At 51.0% G+C, this 19,616-nt stretch carries 18 protein-coding genes and 1 riboswitch; of the genes, 17 read left to right on the forward strand and 1 reads right to left on the reverse strand.

Features of this window, described 5'->3' with window-relative positions; translation table 11 throughout:
- Window positions 1-55: 55 nt before the first annotated feature.
- Window positions 56-823, reverse strand: coding sequence for an adaptor protein MecA (locus DWY84_RS04175; protein ID WP_118531115.1), 768 nt, complete (start codon window positions 821-823; stop codon window positions 56-58).
- 228 nt (window positions 824-1,051) lie between these two features.
- Between DWY84_RS04175 and DWY84_RS04180 the strand changes: the two genes are divergently transcribed.
- From DWY84_RS04180 to DWY84_RS04260, 17 genes are all read left to right on the forward strand, one after another.
- Entirely contained in the window at window positions 1,052-2,506 is a 1,455-nt protein-coding gene (locus tag DWY84_RS04180) for a serine/threonine-protein kinase (protein ID WP_118531117.1), read from the forward strand.
- Between the two features lie 53 nt (window positions 2,507-2,559).
- On the forward strand, window positions 2,560-3,126 hold the full coding sequence (locus tag DWY84_RS04185; protein ID WP_118531119.1) for a hypothetical protein: 567 nt from the start codon (window positions 2,560-2,562) through the stop codon (window positions 3,124-3,126).
- A gap of 160 nt (window positions 3,127-3,286) precedes the next feature.
- On the forward strand, window positions 3,287-3,580 hold the full coding sequence (locus DWY84_RS17220) for a hypothetical protein (protein WP_147354272.1): 294 nt from the start codon (window positions 3,287-3,289) through the stop codon (window positions 3,578-3,580).
- Window positions 3,581-3,701: 121 nt separating this feature from the next.
- Window positions 3,702-5,363: a glycosyl hydrolase family 18 protein gene (locus DWY84_RS04195; protein WP_118531123.1), complete on the forward strand. Its 1,662-nt coding sequence runs from the start codon at window positions 3,702-3,704 to the stop codon at window positions 5,361-5,363.
- 42 nt (window positions 5,364-5,405) lie between these two features.
- Window positions 5,406-6,914 (forward strand): metallophosphoesterase, encoded by a 1,509-nt coding sequence (locus DWY84_RS04200; protein WP_118531333.1) that lies wholly within the window; start codon window positions 5,406-5,408, stop codon window positions 6,912-6,914.
- 106 nt (window positions 6,915-7,020) lie between these two features.
- A complete protein-coding gene (locus tag DWY84_RS04205; RefSeq protein WP_347560763.1) occupies window positions 7,021-7,785 on the forward strand; it encodes an N-acetylmuramoyl-L-alanine amidase in 765 nt (254 codons plus the stop codon).
- A 36-nt stretch (window positions 7,786-7,821) separates the two neighbouring features.
- A riboswitch (FMN riboswitch) is annotated at window positions 7,822-7,942 on the forward strand.
- Between the two features lie 160 nt (window positions 7,943-8,102).
- Window positions 8,103-8,744: an ECF transporter S component gene (locus tag DWY84_RS04210; protein WP_118531125.1), complete on the forward strand. Its 642-nt coding sequence runs from the start codon at window positions 8,103-8,105 to the stop codon at window positions 8,742-8,744.
- Window positions 8,745-8,907: 163 nt separating this feature from the next.
- Entirely contained in the window at window positions 8,908-9,963 is a 1,056-nt protein-coding gene (locus tag DWY84_RS04215) for an L-threonylcarbamoyladenylate synthase (RefSeq protein WP_118531127.1), read from the forward strand.
- A gap of 102 nt (window positions 9,964-10,065) precedes the next feature.
- A complete protein-coding gene (locus DWY84_RS04220; RefSeq protein WP_118531129.1) occupies window positions 10,066-10,566 on the forward strand; it encodes a dCMP deaminase family protein in 501 nt (166 codons plus the stop codon).
- A gap of 3 nt (window positions 10,567-10,569) precedes the next feature.
- Window positions 10,570-12,519 (forward strand): DUF4080 domain-containing protein, encoded by a 1,950-nt coding sequence (locus DWY84_RS04225; RefSeq protein ID WP_118531131.1) that lies wholly within the window; start codon window positions 10,570-10,572, stop codon window positions 12,517-12,519.
- Entirely contained in the window at window positions 12,516-13,298 is a 783-nt protein-coding gene (locus DWY84_RS04230) for a 3'-5' exonuclease (protein WP_347560764.1), read from the forward strand. The genes DWY84_RS04225 and DWY84_RS04230 overlap by 4 nt, the downstream gene beginning before the upstream one ends.
- Before the next feature lie 245 nt (window positions 13,299-13,543).
- Entirely contained in the window at window positions 13,544-15,106 is a 1,563-nt protein-coding gene (locus tag DWY84_RS04235) for a VanW family protein (protein ID WP_118531133.1), read from the forward strand.
- 88 nt (window positions 15,107-15,194) lie between these two features.
- Window positions 15,195-15,776, forward strand: coding sequence for an AIR synthase-related protein (locus DWY84_RS04240; protein ID WP_347560765.1), 582 nt, complete (start codon window positions 15,195-15,197; stop codon window positions 15,774-15,776).
- 53 nt (window positions 15,777-15,829) lie between these two features.
- Window positions 15,830-16,312: an Lrp/AsnC family transcriptional regulator gene (locus DWY84_RS04245; RefSeq protein ID WP_118531135.1), complete on the forward strand. Its 483-nt coding sequence runs from the start codon at window positions 15,830-15,832 to the stop codon at window positions 16,310-16,312.
- The gene (locus tag DWY84_RS04250) at window positions 16,309-17,484 is read left to right on the forward strand and encodes an aminotransferase class I/II-fold pyridoxal phosphate-dependent enzyme (RefSeq protein ID WP_118531137.1); all 1,176 of its coding nucleotides are present in this window, start codon (window positions 16,309-16,311) and stop codon (window positions 17,482-17,484) included. The genes DWY84_RS04245 and DWY84_RS04250 overlap by 4 nt, the downstream gene beginning before the upstream one ends.
- Window positions 17,485-17,491: 7 nt before the next feature.
- Window positions 17,492-17,992 (forward strand): tRNA (cytidine(34)-2'-O)-methyltransferase, encoded by a 501-nt coding sequence (locus tag DWY84_RS04255; protein ID WP_118531139.1) that lies wholly within the window; start codon window positions 17,492-17,494, stop codon window positions 17,990-17,992.
- Between the two features lie 323 nt (window positions 17,993-18,315).
- Entirely contained in the window at window positions 18,316-19,434 is a 1,119-nt protein-coding gene (locus DWY84_RS04260) for an ABC transporter substrate-binding protein (protein WP_118531141.1), read from the forward strand.
- Window positions 19,435-19,616 lie beyond the last annotated feature (182 nt).

Genomic DNA, 19,616 nt, shown 5'->3' on the forward strand with positions numbered 1-19,616 from the left:
GGGGCAGGGGAGTTGAGGTGTCGAAGACACTTTTTCGTTTTTGTGTTTCTGATATTCAGATCAGCGCCAGCTTCTGCAATGCGTCTGCTCCAATGATGACTTCAAAATGCTCCTGATAGTAGGCTTCGCCTGCGGCGTCTGTCCGGATCTTTTCCCCGTATTCCGCAAGCAGATTGCATACACGGCTGAAAACGACAGGATCAGCGGACTGACTGGAAAGAACCAGGTAATACTGGCTGGTTCCGGGCTTTTTATAAAGTTTGCTGGCTACGTTTCCCAGCGGCAGCGCCGCTCTGGCAGCGTCGGAAATCTGGTCGAGGTTTCCGAAACGGTAGATGCGGGTCTGAATGGATGGAACACCGTCTGAAGGAGTTCCGTCCGCGGAAGCATCCGGGGTCTGCAGTGTGGCCGTGTCAGAAGCATCCGGTGCATTGGCCGCCAGCATATTCTGCTTAAACAGTTCCATGAGTCCGTCAGCGCCCTCTAACAGTTCATTTGCAAGACCGCCCCAGAGATTTTCCACCCCATCCTCGGAAAGAGGGGAGAATTTGGAAAAGCGGGTGTCCAGTTCCTCGGGATCCTCTATCTTGGTGATGACTAACATCACGCTTTCACCGGACAGTGGAATAGCTTCCACCATCAGGGGGATATCTTCAGCGTCAAAGCCAACTTCATTGGAGGCCTTTTGAATCATCTCACGAAACAGGCCGCGGGCTTTCTCACTTCCATAAGCAAGCTCACCCAGATTTAAGTTGCGGGAACTAAGGTCAAAACTGGTCAGTGTGCACCGGATCTGGTTTTCATTGATTCGTTCAATTTTCATAAGATCACTCCTTTCAATTTGAAATTCAGGGGGAAACAGAAAAAAGAATCTGCTTTCCTACTCTAATTATAGTATATGATACGGGGAAATATCAATTCCTATGTGAAAATTTCAGGAAATGTTAAGAAGTACAGTCTGTAGGCGGAAAATGTGATTTTTACCGGAATGGCGAATTTTGTCGAATGGTGAAGATGGATGCACTTGCCTGACAACGTTATTTGAATTACAATGAAATCACAGAGACGAGTACAGGAAAGGGGGAGAAGAACAGCGGATACCATTTTATTCGGAAAGTACCGGTTGTGCCGTGTACTTGGCTGCGGCAGAAGCGGCACAGTATTTCTGGCAAGGCACATGGAGCTTGACGAATACCGCGCCATTAAAAGGGTTCCAAAGACCTTTGTTAACTACGAACTGTTTAGAAAAGAAGCGCTGATACTGAAGGGGATTCGTGACCAGGCAATACCAATCGTATATGACCTGGCAGAAGATGAGCAGTACAGCTACCTGATTGAGGAGTATCTCGAAGGAGATTCTTTATATGCCCTGATCCGTGAATCGGGACATTGTTCATCGGCAATGACGATCCGGTACGGAATTCAGATTTGCCATCTGGTACATATCATGCATTCAACAATGCCTACCCCTGTCTTATATCTTGATTTACAACCCAAAAATCTTTTACTTTATAAAAACACAATCAAGTTGATTGACTTTGATCATGCAGTTTACGCGGATGAAGCAGAACGCCTGGCAGAACGTTACGGAACGGCTGGCTGCGCGGCGCCGGAGCAGTATACGGGAGATGTTTTAGATGGAAGAACCGATATTTATGCCATTGGTGCTGTCCTCCATTACATGCTGACAGGACATTTCCCGGGGGAACCGGTCCGGCCGGAGCAGGTGAAATTATCAGGAATAACCGAACGGCGCCTGATGCGTCTGATTCGAAAGTGTCTGCAGAAAGAGAAAGACAGACGGTTTCAGACCGCAGAGGAACTGGAACAAGCGTTGCAAAAACTTTGGGAACAGTCAGAAAATGGCGTATTTCAATATGGTGCAAAGTGTATGGAGGAGTCTCTGGTGATTGCTGTGGCGGGCAGTCGTCACGGTGTGGGAACAACCCACATTGCTATGGGACTGGCGGCATATCTGCAAAAGTGCGGAATGTCAGCGGTTTACGAAGAATTTAATGAATCCGGCGCGGTACGCCAGCTGGCAGAGTGTCGTGGAGCCAGGGCAGATTCATGTGGTGTGTTTCGTATCTGGAAAACACCCATGCTTCCCTGCTATGGCGAGGCAGTGGAATGGAAACCGTCCGGATACCGGATCCGCATTCTGGACTGCGGTGCGGATCCGGGCCTGCTGACGCAGGAAAACGCAGACGGATACCTGCTTATATGCGGAGGAAAACCATGGGAATGGGAAAATTCCGAAGAAGCGGCAGAGTTATGTGCATCTGTGCGTGGACTGAACGTCATTTATAATCTGTTTTGTGGAAGTTTATCCTTTCGACAGAAGCAGCCATGCGCAGAAGGATTGCGGATGCCGTATTTCGAGGATCCGTTTACAGGAGGCCGGAAATCGGACTGTGTGTACCGGCTTCTCTGGAACCGGTGGTTTGGACAGGGAGGAGACACGTCGCGAAACGTATTTGGGGAAAGAAAAAAGAAACTCCGGTAGGCCTGTCAGGACCCCGGGTTTGTGTAATTGGCCTGGCTGGCTGTGGCCGGGGAGTGGGAACCAGTCATCTGGCGATTTCCCTGGCAAATTATCTGACGGGAGTGAAACGAAAAAAGACAGCGCTATTAGAGTGGAACGATCACGGTGATTTTGAAAGGATAGGGCGTTTTGCCGGAAAAGAATGGCGGGAGACGGACCAGAGCCGGAATAAAGGGGAAGTGTTTCGGATTATGGAAGTGGATTATTACAAAATGGCAGATCCGTCGGTATTATCATTTTGTCTGGGCAGAGACTATCATTACATTATTCTGGATTACGGAGAAGTAACAGAGAGCAGCCTGTGTGAGTGCGCGCGTTGTGACAGAAAAATCCTGGTGGGATCGTTAAGTGAATGGAAGGCGGAAGCATTTCTGGAGGTACTGGAGCAGGCTGGAAACAGAGATGAAAGCTGGAGAATGGCCGTTGTTTCGGGCGGAGAAGATACCAGAAGAGAAATAGAAAAGCTGTTTCGCTGCAGGCTGCAGAGACTTCCAGCTTCAGCAGATGCTTTTCGCATTACCAGAGAAGAGATACCGTGCTTTGAGGACCTATTGTTTGCGCGGCGGGGCCGGGCAAGGTGAGATAAGGACCGGAGAGCAAGTAAAAAATGCGGGCGGCACCGTGTTTTATACAAGTGGAAGAAACGGGCTGTGGTTCATAGTGTCGGAACCGCAGCAGAAAATGTGTCACGCAAAACCTTCTGGAAATAACGGATGCCGTTTTGCAGAAAAGGGGTATTATATGACCGTACAGGAGAATGAAAAAAGCGAAGGAAAACAGGTTTACGTGGAAGGTCTGAAGCGGTATCAGAAACGCGGGATCCGCGTGCTGATCGATGGGGTGGACGCCAGCGACGCAACGTGGGAAAAGCTGTTTGAGGTCCGTGAGGACGGCAGTTTCTATATGGGAGATTATATTCTGGAGGATATTCCGCGGGAAGATCCTCAGGGCGAGGGGGTGAATGAAGAAGCAGAAGACTATATGAAAGCCAGGCGGTTAAAAGAAATCCATTTTGATATTGTGTATCACAGATAAAGAAAAAAAGAGAATCCCGATTCAGCCCGGGAAAAGAAAAAAGATCAGGAAAATTTAAGAGAAGCCGTGTCAGATTTATGCTATACTGGAACATAAGAATACCAGTAAGGAGATACGGCAGATGAAAAGATTTCTGACAACAGTACTGACTGTGATACTGACGATCGTGCTTGCTGCGGGAGCAGCGGCGGGATTTATTTTATACCGAAAGTACAAACCATCAAAAGAGCAGGTGGATCAGAGTGAATGGTATCAGGCCAGCGGGAATGAGTCCGCGGTTTTTCTGAACAGTGAACGGGAAGAGGGCGTGAAGGGCCGATATATAGACGGCCAGGTTTATCTGCCGGTCGACTGGGTTGATGAGGCAGTCAATGAGCGGTTCTACTGGGATGAGGAAAACAGCCAGCTGATCTATACACTGCCGGACCAGATCGTGTACGCCAATGAAGAAACCATGGGAAGCAGCGGAAAGCCGCTGCTGGTACAGCAGGACGGAACGGTCTGGCTGCTTTCCAGCCTGGTGAGTGCCTATACTAATGTGCGCATTGAGACCTTCGATACGGACGGGGTACACAGAATCTTTGTAGATACCACATGGGAATCACAGCAGCTTGCAAAGGTGAAGAAGAATACCGCGCTGCGAATCCGGGGAGGGGTAAAGAGTGCCCTGATCACAGAAGTTCCATCCGGGGCAGAGGTGACGGTTCTGGAACAGCTGGAAAACTGGAGCCGGGTACGGACGGAGGATGGCCAGGTCGGGTATCTGCCGAACCGGCGTCTGAAAGAAACGGAAGCAAAAACTCTGGTCAGCACATTTCAGGAGCCGGAATACACCAGCATCTCCATGGACGAGCCGGTGGTGTTAGTATGGCATCAGGTGACCAACCTTTCCGCAAATCAGGCAATGCAGACATTGATATCTGCTACAAAAGGCGTGAATGTGATTGCGCCGACCTGGTTCATGCTGACAGACAACAGTGGAAATTACGAGTCTCTTGCGGATAAGAATTATGTAGATCAGGCGCACGCTATGGGCATGCAGGTGTGGGCAGTGCTGGATAATTTCAATAAGGGAGACAATGTACAGTCAGAGGTACTGTTTGCCAGTACGGCGGCCAGAAAGAAGCTGATCGCATCTTTGATGAAGGATGCGCAAACCTATGGATTTGACGGCATCAACCTGGATGTGGAGGGAATCAAGGCTTCTGCGGGACCTCATTATGTACAGTTTATCCGGGAACTTTCTGTGGATTGCAGAAAGGCTGGCCTGGTCTTATCCATTGATTCCTATGTGCCGGCTTCCTATTCCGCGTTTTATAACTGGGCGGAGCAGGGACGCGTGGCGGATTATGTGGTCATGATGGGTTATGACGAGCATTTTGCAGGCGGAGAGGCCGGTTCGGTCGCGTCCATTGGCTATGAGAGACAGGGCATTACGGATCTGTTAAAGCAGGTGCCAAAGGAGAAACTGATCAGCGCAATTCCGTTTTATACCCGCATCTGGAAAGAAGATGCGTCGGGAACCAGTTCCCAGTCCGTAGGCATCTCAAGTGCCAAAGAATGGGTGGAAATCAATCAGGTGGAATTATACTGGCAGGAGGATCTTGGCCAGTATTATGGAGAACTGGAGAAGGACGGAGTGAACTACGAAATCTGGATGGAAGAGGAACGCTCCCTGGAACTGAAAATGCAGCTGATCCGGGACAATGGCCTGGCGGGTGTTGCCTGCTGGCGTCTTGGGCTGGAGCCTGCAGATGTCTGGGATGTCGTGAAACTGCCATAGTTCTGCTTTTAAATGCGAGATGGTTTGGAAAGGGTGATGGATATGAAAAAGAGACTGGGAGGCAGAAGGCAGATTCTTTCTGCCTTTCTGCCTGTTCTGGCTGCAGCAGCGCTGCTTAGTGGATGTCAGAGGGAAAATCCGGCGGCTGTGACGGAAGTATCAGAAGAAAGCCAGGAAGAAAGCAGGGAAACGGAACAGAACAGTGAGGCCGGAACGGATGCGTCCGCAGCCGAAACTTCTTCCGGTGATGAAAAGAGGGAAGACCTGAAGCATCAGGAAAAAACGCAGGAGACAGAAATTGTGGAAGATTCCGGACCGCTTCCGAAGGCAGAAGACGGCGGATGGATGGAAAATATCATGCTGGGTACGGATATCCATTACTTTTCTGATTCCCTGACCGATGGCGGGCCGCGCTTTCAGGAAATGGTAGAGTATGGTGACGGCAAGGTAGTAACGTATATTGACCAGATCACCGATGCGTTTCTGGATGAGGTGGTGAAGCTGCGGCCGGATGCACTGGTTTTAAGCGGAGATCTGACATTAAACGGCGAGAAGGCCAGCCATAAGGATCTGGCGGAAAAGCTTCACCGGGTGGAGAATAACGGAATTCCGGTTCTTGTTATTCCGGGAAACCATGATATCAATAACCGCCAGGCGGCGCGCTACGAGGGAGAGGAAAGACTTCCGGCAGAGTATACGACCCCGGAGGAATTCAGGCAGATTTACCAGGCCTTTGGCTATGATGAAGCGGCCAGTGAGGATCTGAACAGTTTGAGTTATCTGTATGAGCTGGATGAAAACACCTGGCTCCTCATGATTGACAGCTGCCAGTACAGTCCGGTGAATAAGGTTGGCGGAGCTATTTCCGAGGCAACCTATGAATGGATCGAACAGCAGTTAGAAGCAGCCTGGGATGCCGGTGTGGAGATCATTCCCATTGCCCATCATAACCTGCTGGATGAGAGCGAGATCTATGTAGATGAATGTACCATTGAACACAGTGAACAGTTTGTGGATCTTCTGGAAACATGGGATGTACCGCTGTTTTTAAGCGGACATCTGCATGTGCAGCACTGCAAACGGTCCGATGAAAACCGTGGAGTATGGGAGATGGTAACTGCGTCACTGGCAACGCCATCCTGCAAGTACGCGATCCTGACCTACCGGGATGACCGGAGTTTTCTTTATCGGACCAGATCTCTGGATGTGGAAGCGTGGGCGAAGAAAAACGGACAGACAGAGCCGGAGCTTCTGGATTTCAAGGAATTTCAGACCCCGTTTTTGCGGCGGGTTTTCTATAACCAGGCAGTGGCGGCACTGAGGGAAGTGCCAGAGGTTTCAGACAGTGAGCGGGAGCAGATGGCTCAGCTGTATTCCCTGTTAAAATACCATTATTATCAGGGAACGGCATACCAGGTTCAGGAGCAGGTACGAAAGGATCCTGCCTATCCGCTCTGGATGGAAAAGGGCATGGCAACCCAGCAGGGCGACTACTTCCAGTATATTCTGGAAGACGGCGTTCGGAATTATAATCGGCTGGAAGTGGAATAAATATTGTCTGCTGTCAGGCTGCTTCATGATAAATGAAAAGACGGTGTTTTTTTCGAAGCTCCGGAATCATATATTTTACAGGAAAAGTGGAATCTGGAGCGGTAAGGTGAAAAAAGATGGATGGACCTGGCATAATTGGCAGACAGAAGCAGAAAAACAGAAGGAAGAAGGCCGGAGAATACCAGAACTTCTGATGGCAGTCATGCTCCTCGTAGCCGTATTTCTGGTATCCCGGCAGGCGGGACTAATGGTGTCCGGGCAGGCAGTGATGGCGAAGAGCCGCCCTCCGGTTGTTGTCTTAGACGCCGGTCACGGCGGTTTCGATCCGGGCAAGATTGGTGTGGATGGAAGCCTGGAAAAAGAGATTAACCTGCAGATCGCGAAACGGCTGAAGGCGTATCTGGAAGCGGAGGGTGTGGAAGTATGTATGACCAGGGAAGATGACCGGGGCCTTTATGCGGAACGTGACAGCAGCAAAAAAATGGCGGACATGAAAAACCGCTGCAAAAAGATCACGGAAGCGGATCCGAATCTGGTGGTGAGCATTCATCAGAACAGCTATCATCAGGAACCGATATCCGGCGGCCAGGTCTTTTATTACAAAACATCCGAAAGAGGAAAGCGCCTCGCAGAAATTCTGCAGAGGCGCTTTGATTATGTATTAGGGGAGAGGAATACCAGACAGGCAAAGCCCAATGGAAATTACTATCTTCTTTTACATGTAAAACAGCCAATCGTGATTGTAGAATGCGGTTTTTTATCCAACTGGAAGGAGGCAGCCGATCTGAATGCGGAGGAATATCAGGACCGGCTGGCCTGGACACTTCATATGGGAATTATGGAGTTCCTGAATGGAGAGAAATCTGCTTGATTTTTGTAAAGAGATGTACTATAGTTAAGTCAACGATAAGTTCTTCGGGGCGGGGCGCAATTCCCCACCGGCGGTTACAGTCCGCGACCTGCTTTTCAGCAGCTGATTTGGTGAGATTCCAAAACCGACAGTATAGTCTGGATGAGAGAAGAAATTGTGTGAAGACTTTCGCGGAGCTCCCGTGAGAGCGGCATGAATGACTGAACCCCCCCCCGGATAGAGATATCCGGGGGATTTTTGTTTTATTTCCACTCCTCTGCCACACACGATTCCTCTGAATGATGAACTTAAATACAAAATTTCAGGAGGAAAAAGACATGAAAGAAAAACTGCTTACAACAAAAAATGTGGTATTGATGGGAATGTTCGGCGCACTGGCCGGTGTGCTGATGCTCTTTGAATTTCCGCTTCCGTTTCTGGCACCGAGCTTTTACGGACTGGATGTCAGCGAGGTTCCGGTCCTGATCGGTACCTTTGCCATGGGGCCAGTGGCTGGAGCCATTATGGAAGTGGTCAAGATTCTGGTGAAGCTGGTATTAAAGCCAACCAGTACTGGATTTGTGGGTGAGTTTGCAAATCTGGTCATTTCCTGTGCCATGGTAGTTCCGGCAGGTATCATCTACAAGGTTTCCCATACCCGCAAAGGCGCTATGACGGGTCTGGTTGTGGGAACCGTTCTGATGGCAGTAGTTGGCGTGGCAGCCAATGCCCTGGTGATGCTTCCGTTCTACTCCAACTTTATGCCGATGGAGACCATTCTGGCAGCAGGTGCTGCTATCAATCCGGCAGTGGGAAGCGTATGGACCTTCGCATTCTTCTGCGTAGGACCGTTCAATCTGGTAAAGGGTATTGTGGTATCTGTGGTTACCTCTCTGGTTTACAAGCGCGTCAGCGTTCTGATCCACAGTGTGGGAAATCATCAGAAAGCGGTAAAGAACAGCAAACGTGTCAACGCATAGAGCATCCGTTGCTGCAGTTGATATAGAGTGTGAACAGGTATAATTTCTGATATGGAGTTTATTATGACGCCCTGCGGTGTGCCTTGCACCGCAGGGCGTCTTGTGTTATGATAAGGCAGAATCATTGTACCGGTAAAAGCGCAATTGCAAAGAAGGTAAAAACATGAATACGAAACTGATTAAAATAGAAGATACAAAACAGATCAAAGATGAGGAACTGGCAGAGGCCGCTCAGATTCTACGTGATGGCGGTCTGGTGGCATTCCCAACGGAGACGGTGTACGGACTTGGTGCCAATGCGTTAGATGAGGCTGCGGCAAAGAAGATTTACGCAGCGAAAGGCCGCCCGTCGGACAATCCGCTGATTGCGCATATTTCCTGTCTGGAGGAGTTAAAGCCGCTGGTAGCATATATTCCGGAGACTGGAAGAAAGCTGGCGGAAGCATATTGGCCGGGTCCCCTCACCATGGTATTTCCAAAGAGTGATATTGTGCCTTATGGAACGACAGGTGGTCTGGATACGGTGGCAGTCCGCATGCCAAGCGACCCGGTGGCAAACCGACTGATCAGGCTGGCCGCAGTTCCGGTGGCAGCGCCGAGTGCCAACACTTCCGGCAGGCCGAGCCCGACTACTGCCCAGCATGTATGGCAGGATATGGAGGGCAAGATTGAGATGATTCTGGATGGTGGTCCGGTTGGAATTGGTGTGGAGTCCACCATTGTGGATGTATCCGGGGATGTTCCGACCCTGCTTCGTCCGGGTGCTATCACTATGGAAATGCTGCGGGAGACCGTGGGCCGGGTGGAGATTGATCCGGCTATTCAGGCACCGCCGAGCGCAGATTTGAGGCCAAAGGCACCGGGCATGAAATACCGCCATTACGCGCCGCACGCGGATCTGCAGCTGGTAGAGGGTGAGACAGATAAGGTGGTGGAAACTATCAACGCACTGGTACAGGAGAAACTTGCTGAGGGCAAAAAGGTCGGTGTGATCTGTACCGATGAGACAAGAGACCGTTTCCCGCTGGGCGAGGTTCGCAGCGTGGGAGCGCGGGCGAAGCAAGAAACCATTGCCCATAATCTGTTTGCTGTATTGAGAGAGTTTGATGATCTGGATGTGGACTGCATTTATTCGGAGAGCTTTTCCAAGGATCATCTGGGACAGGCCATCATGAACCGGCTGACGAAAGCGGCGGGGTATCATGTGCTGAAGGTGTAAAAATGTAAAGAGGCTGCTTTGGTGGTGTTGCTGACCGAAACAGACGGTCTGATGGCAGGCACTGGACAAACAGAAAAATGAAGAGATGGGAGGAAGCGTACTATGAGCAATTCCAAGAAACGTATCGATTATATTTCCTGGGACGAATATTTTATGGGTGTGGCAGATTTATCGGGCCGCCGTTCCAAGGATCCGAATACCCAGGTGGGTGCCTGTATTGTCAGCGAGGACAACAAGATCATGTCCATGGGCTACAATGGATTTCCAAAGGGCTGTTCCGATGATGAGTTTCCATGGGGACGTGAGCAGGAGGCGGATGATCCGTACAGCACCAAATATCTGTACGTGACCCATAGTGAGCTGAATGCCATCTTAAATTACCGGGGCGGCAGCCTGGAGGGCAGTAAGATTTATGTGACCCTCTTCCCCTGCAATGAGTGCGCGAAAGCCATTATTCAGGCGGGAATTAAGACTATCATTTATAAGGAAGATAAATATCCGGATTCTCCGTCCGTGCGGGCTTCCAAGCGCATGCTGAACGCGGCAGGCGTGCGGTATTACCAGTACGACCAGACCGGAAGAAAGATTGAGATTGACGTATAAGATATGAAGTTTTTACTTACGGCAATAAATGCCAAATACATCCACTCCAATCCTGGGGTGTACAGTTTAAAAATGTTTGCCGAGTCTAAGGGCGCGGCACAAGCAGTGCAGGGAGACCAGAATCCGTGGGAGGATGGTCTCCCTTGCGTGCCCTTGGGGGCGGAAAAACAGGAGGAACACGGGCCGTACGCTGGAGTGACAGAAAAAACGGCAAGGGAAAGCCACAGCATGCAGGTGGAAATTGCGGAATATACCATCAACAACCAGATGGAGCTGATTCTGGAAGATATTTACCGCAGAAAACCGGATATGGTGGGGATTTCCTGTTATATCTGGAACATTGCCTATGCGCTGGATCTGGTGCGGGACATTCACAAGGTGCTGCCAGATACGGATATCTGGCTGGGCGGCCCGGAGGTTTCTTATGACGCACCGCAGCTTCTCGTCCGGGAGCCGGAGGTGTTTGGCGTCATGAAGGGCGAAGGCGAGGAGATGTTCGCGGCACTTCTGGAATGCTACCGGACGCTGGGCTGCACGGTGCGGAGCCTGGGGTGGAACGAGCAGAAGAACGTGGCGGCTGAGAGCGTGGCAGATTCCGGCCGGCTGCCGGAACTGCAGGACCGGCCAGAGACTGCCCGGGTATCGGAAATATCAGGCAACGCACGGGTATCAGCTTTCTGGCACTGCATGTCCCAGGTGGCGGGTCTGACCTACCATGGGGCGGACGGAATCATCTGTGACCAGCCTATCCGCCCGGTCATGGATATGAGCCGGATCCCGTTTCTGTATCCGAGTTTAAAAGGCTTTGAGAACCGTATTGTCTATTATGAGAGCAGCCGCGGCTGCCCGTTTTCCTGCAGCTATTGTCTTTCCTCCATTGACAAGTCTGTGCGTTTCCGGGATCTGAAGCTGGTTCTGCCGGAGCTGGATTTTTTTCTGGAAAAACGAGTGCCTCAGGTCAAGTTTGTGGACCGGACCTTTAACGCGAAAAAGAGTCATGCCATGGCCATCTGGAAGCATATTCTGGAGCATGACAATGGCGTGACCAACTTCCATTTTGAGATTACGGCGGACCTGCTGGATGAGGAAGAACTGGAACTGATCAGCCGCATGCGTCCGGGACTGATCCAGTTGGAGATTGGCGTGCAGAGTACCAACACGGAGACAATCCGGGCAATCCGGCGGAAAATGGATCTGAAACGGCTTCGCTATGTGGTGGAGCGAATCAATGCCGGAAAAAATGTACATCAGCATCTGGATCTGATTGCCGGGCTTCCGTTTGAAGACTACGAGTCCTTTGGACGGTCCTTCAATGAGGTCTATTCCATGGAGCCAGAGCAGTTTCAGCTTGGATTTTTGAAGGTACTGAAGGGCTCCTATATGCATGACATGGTAGAAGAATATGGACTGAAATACCGGGGAAAGGCACCGTATGAGGTCTTGTCTACAAAGTGGCTGCCGTACAGTGATGTACTCCGCCTAAAAGGCGTGGAGGATATGGTGGAGGTGTATTACAACAGCCGCCAGTTTCTAAGAACCTTAAAGCTGTTTGAACAGGAGTTTGAGAGTGCGTTTGCCATGTATGAGTATATGGCGCAGTATTACGATGAGCAGCACCTGACGGGACTGAACCACAGCCGGCTGGCCCGATATGAGATATTCCATGACCTGATCGGTCAGAAAGTGGAACCAGAGCAGATGGGCGCATTTGAGGACGCGCTGATGTGTGATCTGTATTTCCGGGAAAACGCGAAAAGCCGTCCGTCCTTTGCATTGCCGCAGGCTCCTTATAAGGAAGAGCTTCGCCGTATGGTTCCGGAATTGCGGACCCTGGGAATCCAGGTGCACGCGGAGGTGCTGCGCTCCGGTGAGGTTCTTCTGTTCGATTACCGGGAGAAAGACCGGCTGAACCACAATGCGAAACTGACGGTGCTGGGGAGGATAGAAGCGTGATAAATGAGCAAAATACAGCCGCCGGTTCGCTGCCGGAGCAGAAGGCTGTGTCAAAATATGGCTGGCAGATCCCGAACAGTTATATTGCACTGGACTTAGAAACCACAGGCTTAAATCCGAAACGGGATAAAATGATTGAGATTGGCGCGGTGCGCGTGGAAGACGGAGCGGAAACCGGGCGGTTCCATACCATGCTGAATCCGCGCCGGGAACTGGAGGAACGAATTACAGAGCTGACCGGTATCCGCGGGGATATGTTGGAGAACGCGCCGGACATTGTGGATATCCTGGAGGAATTTCTTGCTTTCTGTGGAGAACTTCCGCTGCTTGGCCACCGCATCATTTTCGATTACAGTTTTGTGAAGCGGGCCGCCGTGAACCAGGGACTTGCCTTTGAAAAGAACGGAATGGATACTCTGACGCTCTGTCGCCGCTTTATGCCGGCGGAGGAGAGTAAACGCCTCGGAGCGGCCTGTGCATTTTATGGGCTTGCCCAGGAGAGCGCCCACCGGGCACTGGGGGATGCGCTGGATGCCCATCGTCTGTATCAGAAACTGGTGGAGAAGCATGGGGCAGAGGCACCGGAGGCGTTTGCCGCAAAGCCGCTGATCTACAAGGTAAAGCGGGAACAGCCGGCCTCCAAAAAGCAAAAAGAGGACTTGCGGTATTTACTAAAATATCATAAAATAGATTTACCTGTGCAGATTGACTATCTGAGCAGGAATGAGGTTTCCCGTATCACGGATAAGATCATATCCCGGTATGGAAGAATTCAGTAAAACAAAAAACAAAAGCCTGCCTGCGGAGAAAAACGGCGGGCACTATTTTTAGAAGAGGTGAATTTTATTATGATGAATATGCATAACAATAAAAAAGCCCGTATCATTATGGGCGTTGTGATTGTAATCCTGATCGTGGCTATGGTAGCTCCGATGGCATTATCTGTCATGATGTAAAGCGTCCTGGAACACAGGCAAAAGCGCGTGGACACAGTGTTGCAGCAGAATGCAGACAGAGGGAGATAATGATGAAAAAGTGGAGTGCGCTGGGAGGCCTGGCCTTTGCAGCAATACTTGGAAGTGTGTTTGCATTTCCGGCTTACGCGAAAGAAAAAACCTTTCCAGATGGCATTTACGCAGGTGATTTTGCGCTGGGCGGACTGACAAAGGAGCAGGCGGAGGAACAATTTGCGTCCTATGTTTCTGCCCTGGAAGAACGCAGCATAACGCTCGATGTAGTGGGAAATAAAGTAGAGACCACCGCAAAAGATCTTGGCTATGCGTGCGCAAACACGGACGCGCTGCAGGAGGCGGAAGACTATGCCGCAGGCGGCTGCCTGATCCGCCAGTACATGGAGCGCAGGGATCTGGAAAAAGAACCGGTGCACATTTCTCTGGAAGCCGGAGTAGATGAGACGGCGGTTCAGACCTTTGTGGAAGAACAGTGTTCCGGTCTGTCGGGAGAGCCGCGGGATGCGGCCATTACCCGGGTAAATGGGAAGTTTGAGATTACGCCGGAGCAGAGCGGCATGGCGGTAGATGTAAAGGCCACCATAGACGCGTTAAACAAGGCGCTGGAAAAAGAAACCAGTGCAGTAGTTTCTGTGGACGCAGTCGTAAGTGAGCAGGAGCCAAAGATCAAAAAAGCGGATCTGGAGTCTATTTCCGATGTACTGGGTACCTGCACCACAGCCTATGCCAGCAGCGGAGCATCCCGTTCCGGCAATATTGCGAATGGCGTATCCAAGATCAACGGCCACGTGCTCATGCCGGGCGAGACTTTATCCGGCTATGAATGCATGCATCCGTTTACCATTGAGAATGGTTACTTTACGGCGGCAGCTTACGAGAATGGACAGGTTGTAGACAGTGTGGGTGGAGGCGTCTGCCAGATCGCGACGACGCTGTATGACGCGTCCCTGGCAGCAGAGTTGGAGATTACCCAGCGGCAGAACCATTCCATGATCGTTACGTATGTAAAGCCATCCATGGATGCGGCGATTGCCGGTACTTATAAAGATATCAAGATTACCAATAATTACAGCACCCCGATCTACATTGAGGGAACCACGGCGGGCAAGACTCTGACCTTTACGATTTATGGAAAGGAAACCCGTCCTGCAAACCGGAAGGTGGAATACATTTCTGAGACCTTAAGCAAGACGGATCCGGGTGAGCCGCAGCGCAAGGTGGATAATTCCTTAAAGCCGGGCCAGACCAAACAGGTCCAGTCCGCGCATATCGGTTATAAGTCCAGACTCTGGAAAGTGGTAACGGTAGACGGTGTAGAGAAAGAGCGCACCATTTTGCACACGGATACTTATAATCCGTCCAAGGCGATTGTTCTGGTAGGTCCGGCAGCACCGGCTCAGCCGGCTGTTCCGGCAGCGGGCCAGACTCTGGTACAGCCGGCAGAGACAGCGCCGGAACAGACCGCACCGGCAGAGACCGCCGCACCGCAGCCGTCCCAGAGCTCGGTAGTTGGTCCTGGCGTGGTGAGCCAGCCGTCAGAGAGCTCCTCCGGCGGTCCGGGATCAGCACCGGCAGAAGCACCGGCTCCTGCGACAGATGGTCCTGGGGAACAGTAAAAGAGCGCACGTTTTGAACAAGTGCGGCAGTAGAAGCGGTCAGATGTGCCTGCGGCACAGGAATCCGCGGTGAAAGGTTTGAAGTTATATGATGCGAAAGATTGAGCGCGAGAACACGGGACTTCTGCACGCCGGACAGGATCTGGTGGTGGCGGGCTACGCGGGTCTTGCGGGTACGGTAAAGCTGGCGGAGGCAAAGGAAGAAGAATTGTCCCGCTGGTTTTCCAATGGATATATGGAAGAGATTGCAGGCTGCAGCCGGTATCTTTTGCGGGAAGAAAATGGTTTCTGGCGTGACTGCGGTGCCGCGGAGTGGGAACCGGCGGGGGAGGGCGGCATTTTAACCGCCATCTGGAACCTGACCGGCGCTTATGAGACCGGCGTGGAATTTTATCTCCGGCAGATTCCCATCCGTCAGGAGACGGTGGAGGTCTGTGAACGGCTGGAGTTAAACCCGTACCGGCTTTACAGCCAGGGCTGTGTGCTTTTAACAGCCGATAATGGCGGTCAGCTTGTCCGCGCACTGGCAGCAAAAAACATTCCGGCCCAGGTCATGGGCCGGGTGAACAAAGGCATTGCACGGGAAATGATCGTGCAGGAGGGACGAGGGTTTCTGGAGCGTCCACAGCCTGATGAAATAACGAAAGTGATTCCCGGTTTTTTCAACTAACCCCCGGGATTCCCTATAGATCTACATAAACTATACAAGGAGGCAATCAAGAAATGAGAGAGAAAATTTTGGCGGTAATCGAAAAGAACAGCAGAATCGATATCCATGACCTGGCGATTCTTTTAGGGGAGAGCGAAGTCGCGGTCGCCAATGAGATTGCCGAGATGGAGAAAGAGCATATTATCTGTGGTTATCACACCCTGATCAACTGGGACAACACCAGTGAGGAGAAAGTGGTTGCGCTGATCGAGGTAAAGGTAACTCCCCAGCGCGGCATGGGCTTCGACAAGATCGCGGAGCGCATTTACCAGTACAGCGAGGTGAATGCAGTATACTTAATGTCTGGTGCTTTCGATTTCACCGTATTTATCGAGGGCAAGACCATGCGCCAGGTAGCACAGTTTGTTTCTGACAAGCTGGCTCCGCTGGATTCTGTTTTAAGCACGGCAACCCATTTTGTACTGAAAAAATATAAGGACCACGGAACCGTTCTCTGCGATGAGGTCCAGGATGAAAGGATGCTGATTACCCCGTGAGAAACCCATTAAATGAAAAGATCGTTTCCATCCCGCCGTCCGGGATCCGGAAATTTTTTGATATCGTAAGTGAGATGAAGGATGCCATTTCCCTTGGTGTGGGCGAGCCGGATTTTGACACGCCGTGGCACATTCGCGAGGAGGGCATCTATTCCCTGGAAAAGGGACGTACCTTTTACACCTCCAACGCAGGTTTAAAGGATTTAAAGATTGAGATCCACAACTATCTGGAGCGCCGCTGCAATGTCTGCTATGACCCGGACCATGAGATCATGGTGACCGTGGGTGGCAGCGAAGCCATTGATGCGGCCATGCGCGCCATGATCGATCCGGGAGATGAAGTGCTGATCCCGCAGCCGAGCTACGTTTCCTATACGCCGTGCTGTGTATTGGCAGACGGTGTCCCTGTGCCGATCGAGCTGGAGGAGAAAGACCGCTTCCGCTTAACCCCGGAGAAATTACTGGAAAAGATCACTCCGAAGACAAAAATCCTGGTGCTGCCGTTCCCGAACAACCCGACCGGTGCCATCATGGAGCGGGAAGATCTGGAGAAGATTGCTGAGATCATTCTTGAGAAAGATCTGTTTGTCATTTCGGATGAGATTTACTCAGAGCTGACCTATGCGAAAGAGGATCATGTATCCATTGCATCTCTGCCGGGCATGAAGGAGCGCACCGTTCTGATCAATGGCTTCTCCAAGGCCTTTGCCATGACCGGATGGCGTCTGGGCTATGCCTGCGCGCCGGAGGTGATCTTAAAACAGATGCTGAAGATCCATCAGTATGCCATCATGTGCGCGCCGACCACCAGCCAGTACGCGGCAGTGGAAGCACTGCGCAATGGCGATGAAGACGTACAGCACATGCGTGAGTCCTATGACCAGCGCCGCCGTTTCCTGATCAATGCGTTTGAGGAGATGCATCTGGACTGCTTTGAGCCGCAGGGCGCGTTCTATATGTTCCCAAGCATCAAGCGGTTTGGCATGACCTCCGAAGAGTTTGCGACCCGCCTGCTGCGGGAAGAAAAGGTGGCAGTTGTACCGGGAACCGCCTTCGGTGACTGCGGAGAGGGATTCCTGCGCGTATCCTATGCCTATTCCTTAAAGAGTCTGAAGGAGGCCTTAAGCCGCATCAAACGGTTTGTGGACCGTCTGGACGGAAAAACGGAGTAAGAGAAAGATGAACATTGTATTATTTGAGCCGGAAATGCCGATGAATACCGGCAATATCGGCCGTACCTGTGTGGCCACCAACACCCGCCTGCATCTGATTGAGCCGCTGGGCTTTAAGCTGAATGAAAAGGCGGTAAAGCGTGCCGGACTGGACTACTGGGATAAGCTGGATGTTACCGTGTATTCGGACTTTCAGGATTTTCTGGACCGCAATCCGGGGGCGAAGATCTACATGGCTACCACCAAAGCGCCGAAAACCTATACTGAGGTGGAGTACGAGCCGGACTGCTACATCATGTTCGGCAAGGAAAGTGCCGGAATCCCGGAAGAAATTCTAGTGGAGCACAAGGAAAACTGCGTGCGCATTCCCATGTGGGGTGATATCCGTTCCTTAAATCTTTCTAATTCCGTGGCCATCGTGCTGTATGAGGCACTGCGCCAGAATGGATTTGAGAAGATGAACATGGAAGGGCATCTGCACCGGCTGCACTGGAAAGATGAAGTGTAAAAGTGAAAATAACAGCAAGGAGAAGGCGTCTGTCAGCGGCAGACGCCTTCTCCTTTTTTAACATATAAATAATGCACAAAACAATCATGCACAAAACAAATTTATTATACAAAGTTCAGAATTACAAAAGAAAAGTCAGAAATACAAATGGAAAAACGCACAAAGACATCATATAATAAGAGTATCTTAAGGGAAAAACTTATAGTTCACAAAAATGCGGACTGTAACGAGGCACAGCTGCTCATTCGCTCACAGCAGGCCATCCCGGGGAACGTGATATAAGAACGTGAATTTAAGCAGAACGTGAAAAGGAGAGAGGTATTATGAAAAAACGTTGGTTAGCAGCATCACTGGCAGCACTTATGGCACTGAGTATGACCGCATGTGGCGGCGGAAAGGCAGCAGAGACCACTGCAGCACCGGCAGAGACTAAGGTGGAAGAGACAAAAGCAGAAGAATCCAAGGCTGAGGACGCTTCCAAAGAGGAGAAAGCAGAGAAGGCTCCGGAAGATTACACCGGCAGCGTGGTTGTTTATTCCCCGCATGACGCAGATCCGCTGAATGCAGGTGTAAACCTCTTCATGGAGAAATATCCGAACGTTAAGGTAGAGGTAGTAGCAGCCGGAACCGGTGAGCTTTGTAACCGAATCGCGGCAGAGTCCGCAAACCCGATCGCAGATGTATTATGGGGCGGCGGCGCAGACTCCCTGGCAGCATTCAAAGAGTACTTCCAGCCGTATGTATGCGCAAACGATGAGTTCATCGGTGACGCATACAAAGATCCGGATGGTCTGTGGATCGGTGAGAGTCCGCTTCCGATGGTTATCTTCTATAACAAGGACCTGATCGAGAAAGATGGTTTAACCATTCCGGAGTCCTGGGAAGACCTGACCAAACCGGAGTGGAAGGGCAAAATTGCTTACTGTCTGCCGTCTAAATCTGGTTCCGCATACACCCAGCTCTGCACCATGATCCTTGGACATGGCGGCAAGGAAGCCGGATGGGATTTCATCAAGAAACTGTATGACAATCTGGATGGCAAGATCGTTGACTCCTCAGGTAAGTGCCACAAGATGGTAGCTGACGGTGAGTTCTATGTAGGTATCACCATTGAGAAATCCGCAATCAAATACGCAGACGATCCGTCCGTTGGATTTGTATATCCGAAAGATGGCACCAGCGCAGTTCCGGATGGTGTTGCACTGGTTAAGGGATGCCCGAACGAAGAGAACGCGAAACTGTTCATCGATTTCGTTACCTCCAAAGAATGCCAGACCGAGCAGAGTGAGAACTGGGGACGTCGTCCGGTTCGCAGCGATATGGAAGTTGGCGCAGGCATGGCAAAACTGGATGATCTTGTTTTAGTTGATTATGACTTTGACTGGGCAGCAAATGAGAAGGAAGCAAACATCGAGCACTTCAACGATATCATGGTAGATTAATGGCACGGTTCAGAATCGGTTTCGGGAATGACGGAAACGGAAGATGAGAACATGTGACAGAGTACGACAAGTAAATAGCTGAGCGAAAACGGAGAGACTGCCTTGCCCCAAGCGGGTGGGCAGCCTTTTCGGTTAAGGGGAAAAATGGTCAGAGCGGATTTTGAAATGCAGGCCAGTCTCTG

It is taken from the genome of Clostridium sp. AF27-2AA (assembly GCF_003478505.1).
In the GTDB taxonomy this organism is placed as follows: Bacteria; Bacillota; Clostridia; order Lachnospirales; family Lachnospiraceae; genus Brotaphodocola.

Bases quoted from the DNA above. Each gene is read 5' to 3' on its own strand.
- DWY84_RS04175 (WP_118531115.1), bottom strand. From the start codon at position 823: ATGAAAATTGAACGAATCAATGAAAACCAGATCCGGTGCACACTGACC.
- DWY84_RS04180 (WP_118531117.1), top strand. From the start codon at position 1,052: ATGAAATCACAGAGACGAGTACAGGAAAGGGGGAGAAGAACAGCGGAT.
- DWY84_RS17220 (WP_147354272.1), top strand. From the start codon at position 3,287: ATGACCGTACAGGAGAATGAAAAAAGCGAAGGAAAACAGGTTTACGTG.
- DWY84_RS04195 (WP_118531123.1), top strand. From the start codon at position 3,702: ATGAAAAGATTTCTGACAACAGTACTGACTGTGATACTGACGATCGTG.
- DWY84_RS04200 (WP_118531333.1), top strand. From the start codon at position 5,406: ATGAAAAAGAGACTGGGAGGCAGAAGGCAGATTCTTTCTGCCTTTCTG.
- DWY84_RS04210 (WP_118531125.1), top strand. From the start codon at position 8,103: ATGAAAGAAAAACTGCTTACAACAAAAAATGTGGTATTGATGGGAATG.
- DWY84_RS04215 (WP_118531127.1), top strand. From the start codon at position 8,908: ATGAATACGAAACTGATTAAAATAGAAGATACAAAACAGATCAAAGAT.
- DWY84_RS04220 (WP_118531129.1), top strand. From the start codon at position 10,066: ATGAGCAATTCCAAGAAACGTATCGATTATATTTCCTGGGACGAATAT.
- DWY84_RS04225 (WP_118531131.1), top strand. From the start codon at position 10,570: ATGAAGTTTTTACTTACGGCAATAAATGCCAAATACATCCACTCCAAT.
- DWY84_RS04235 (WP_118531133.1), top strand. From the start codon at position 13,544: ATGATGAAAAAGTGGAGTGCGCTGGGAGGCCTGGCCTTTGCAGCAATA.
- DWY84_RS04240 (WP_347560765.1), top strand. From the start codon at position 15,195: ATGATGCGAAAGATTGAGCGCGAGAACACGGGACTTCTGCACGCCGGA.
- DWY84_RS04245 (WP_118531135.1), top strand. From the start codon at position 15,830: ATGAGAGAGAAAATTTTGGCGGTAATCGAAAAGAACAGCAGAATCGAT.
- DWY84_RS04255 (WP_118531139.1), top strand. From the start codon at position 17,492: ATGAACATTGTATTATTTGAGCCGGAAATGCCGATGAATACCGGCAAT.
- DWY84_RS04260 (WP_118531141.1), top strand. From the start codon at position 18,316: ATGAAAAAACGTTGGTTAGCAGCATCACTGGCAGCACTTATGGCACTG.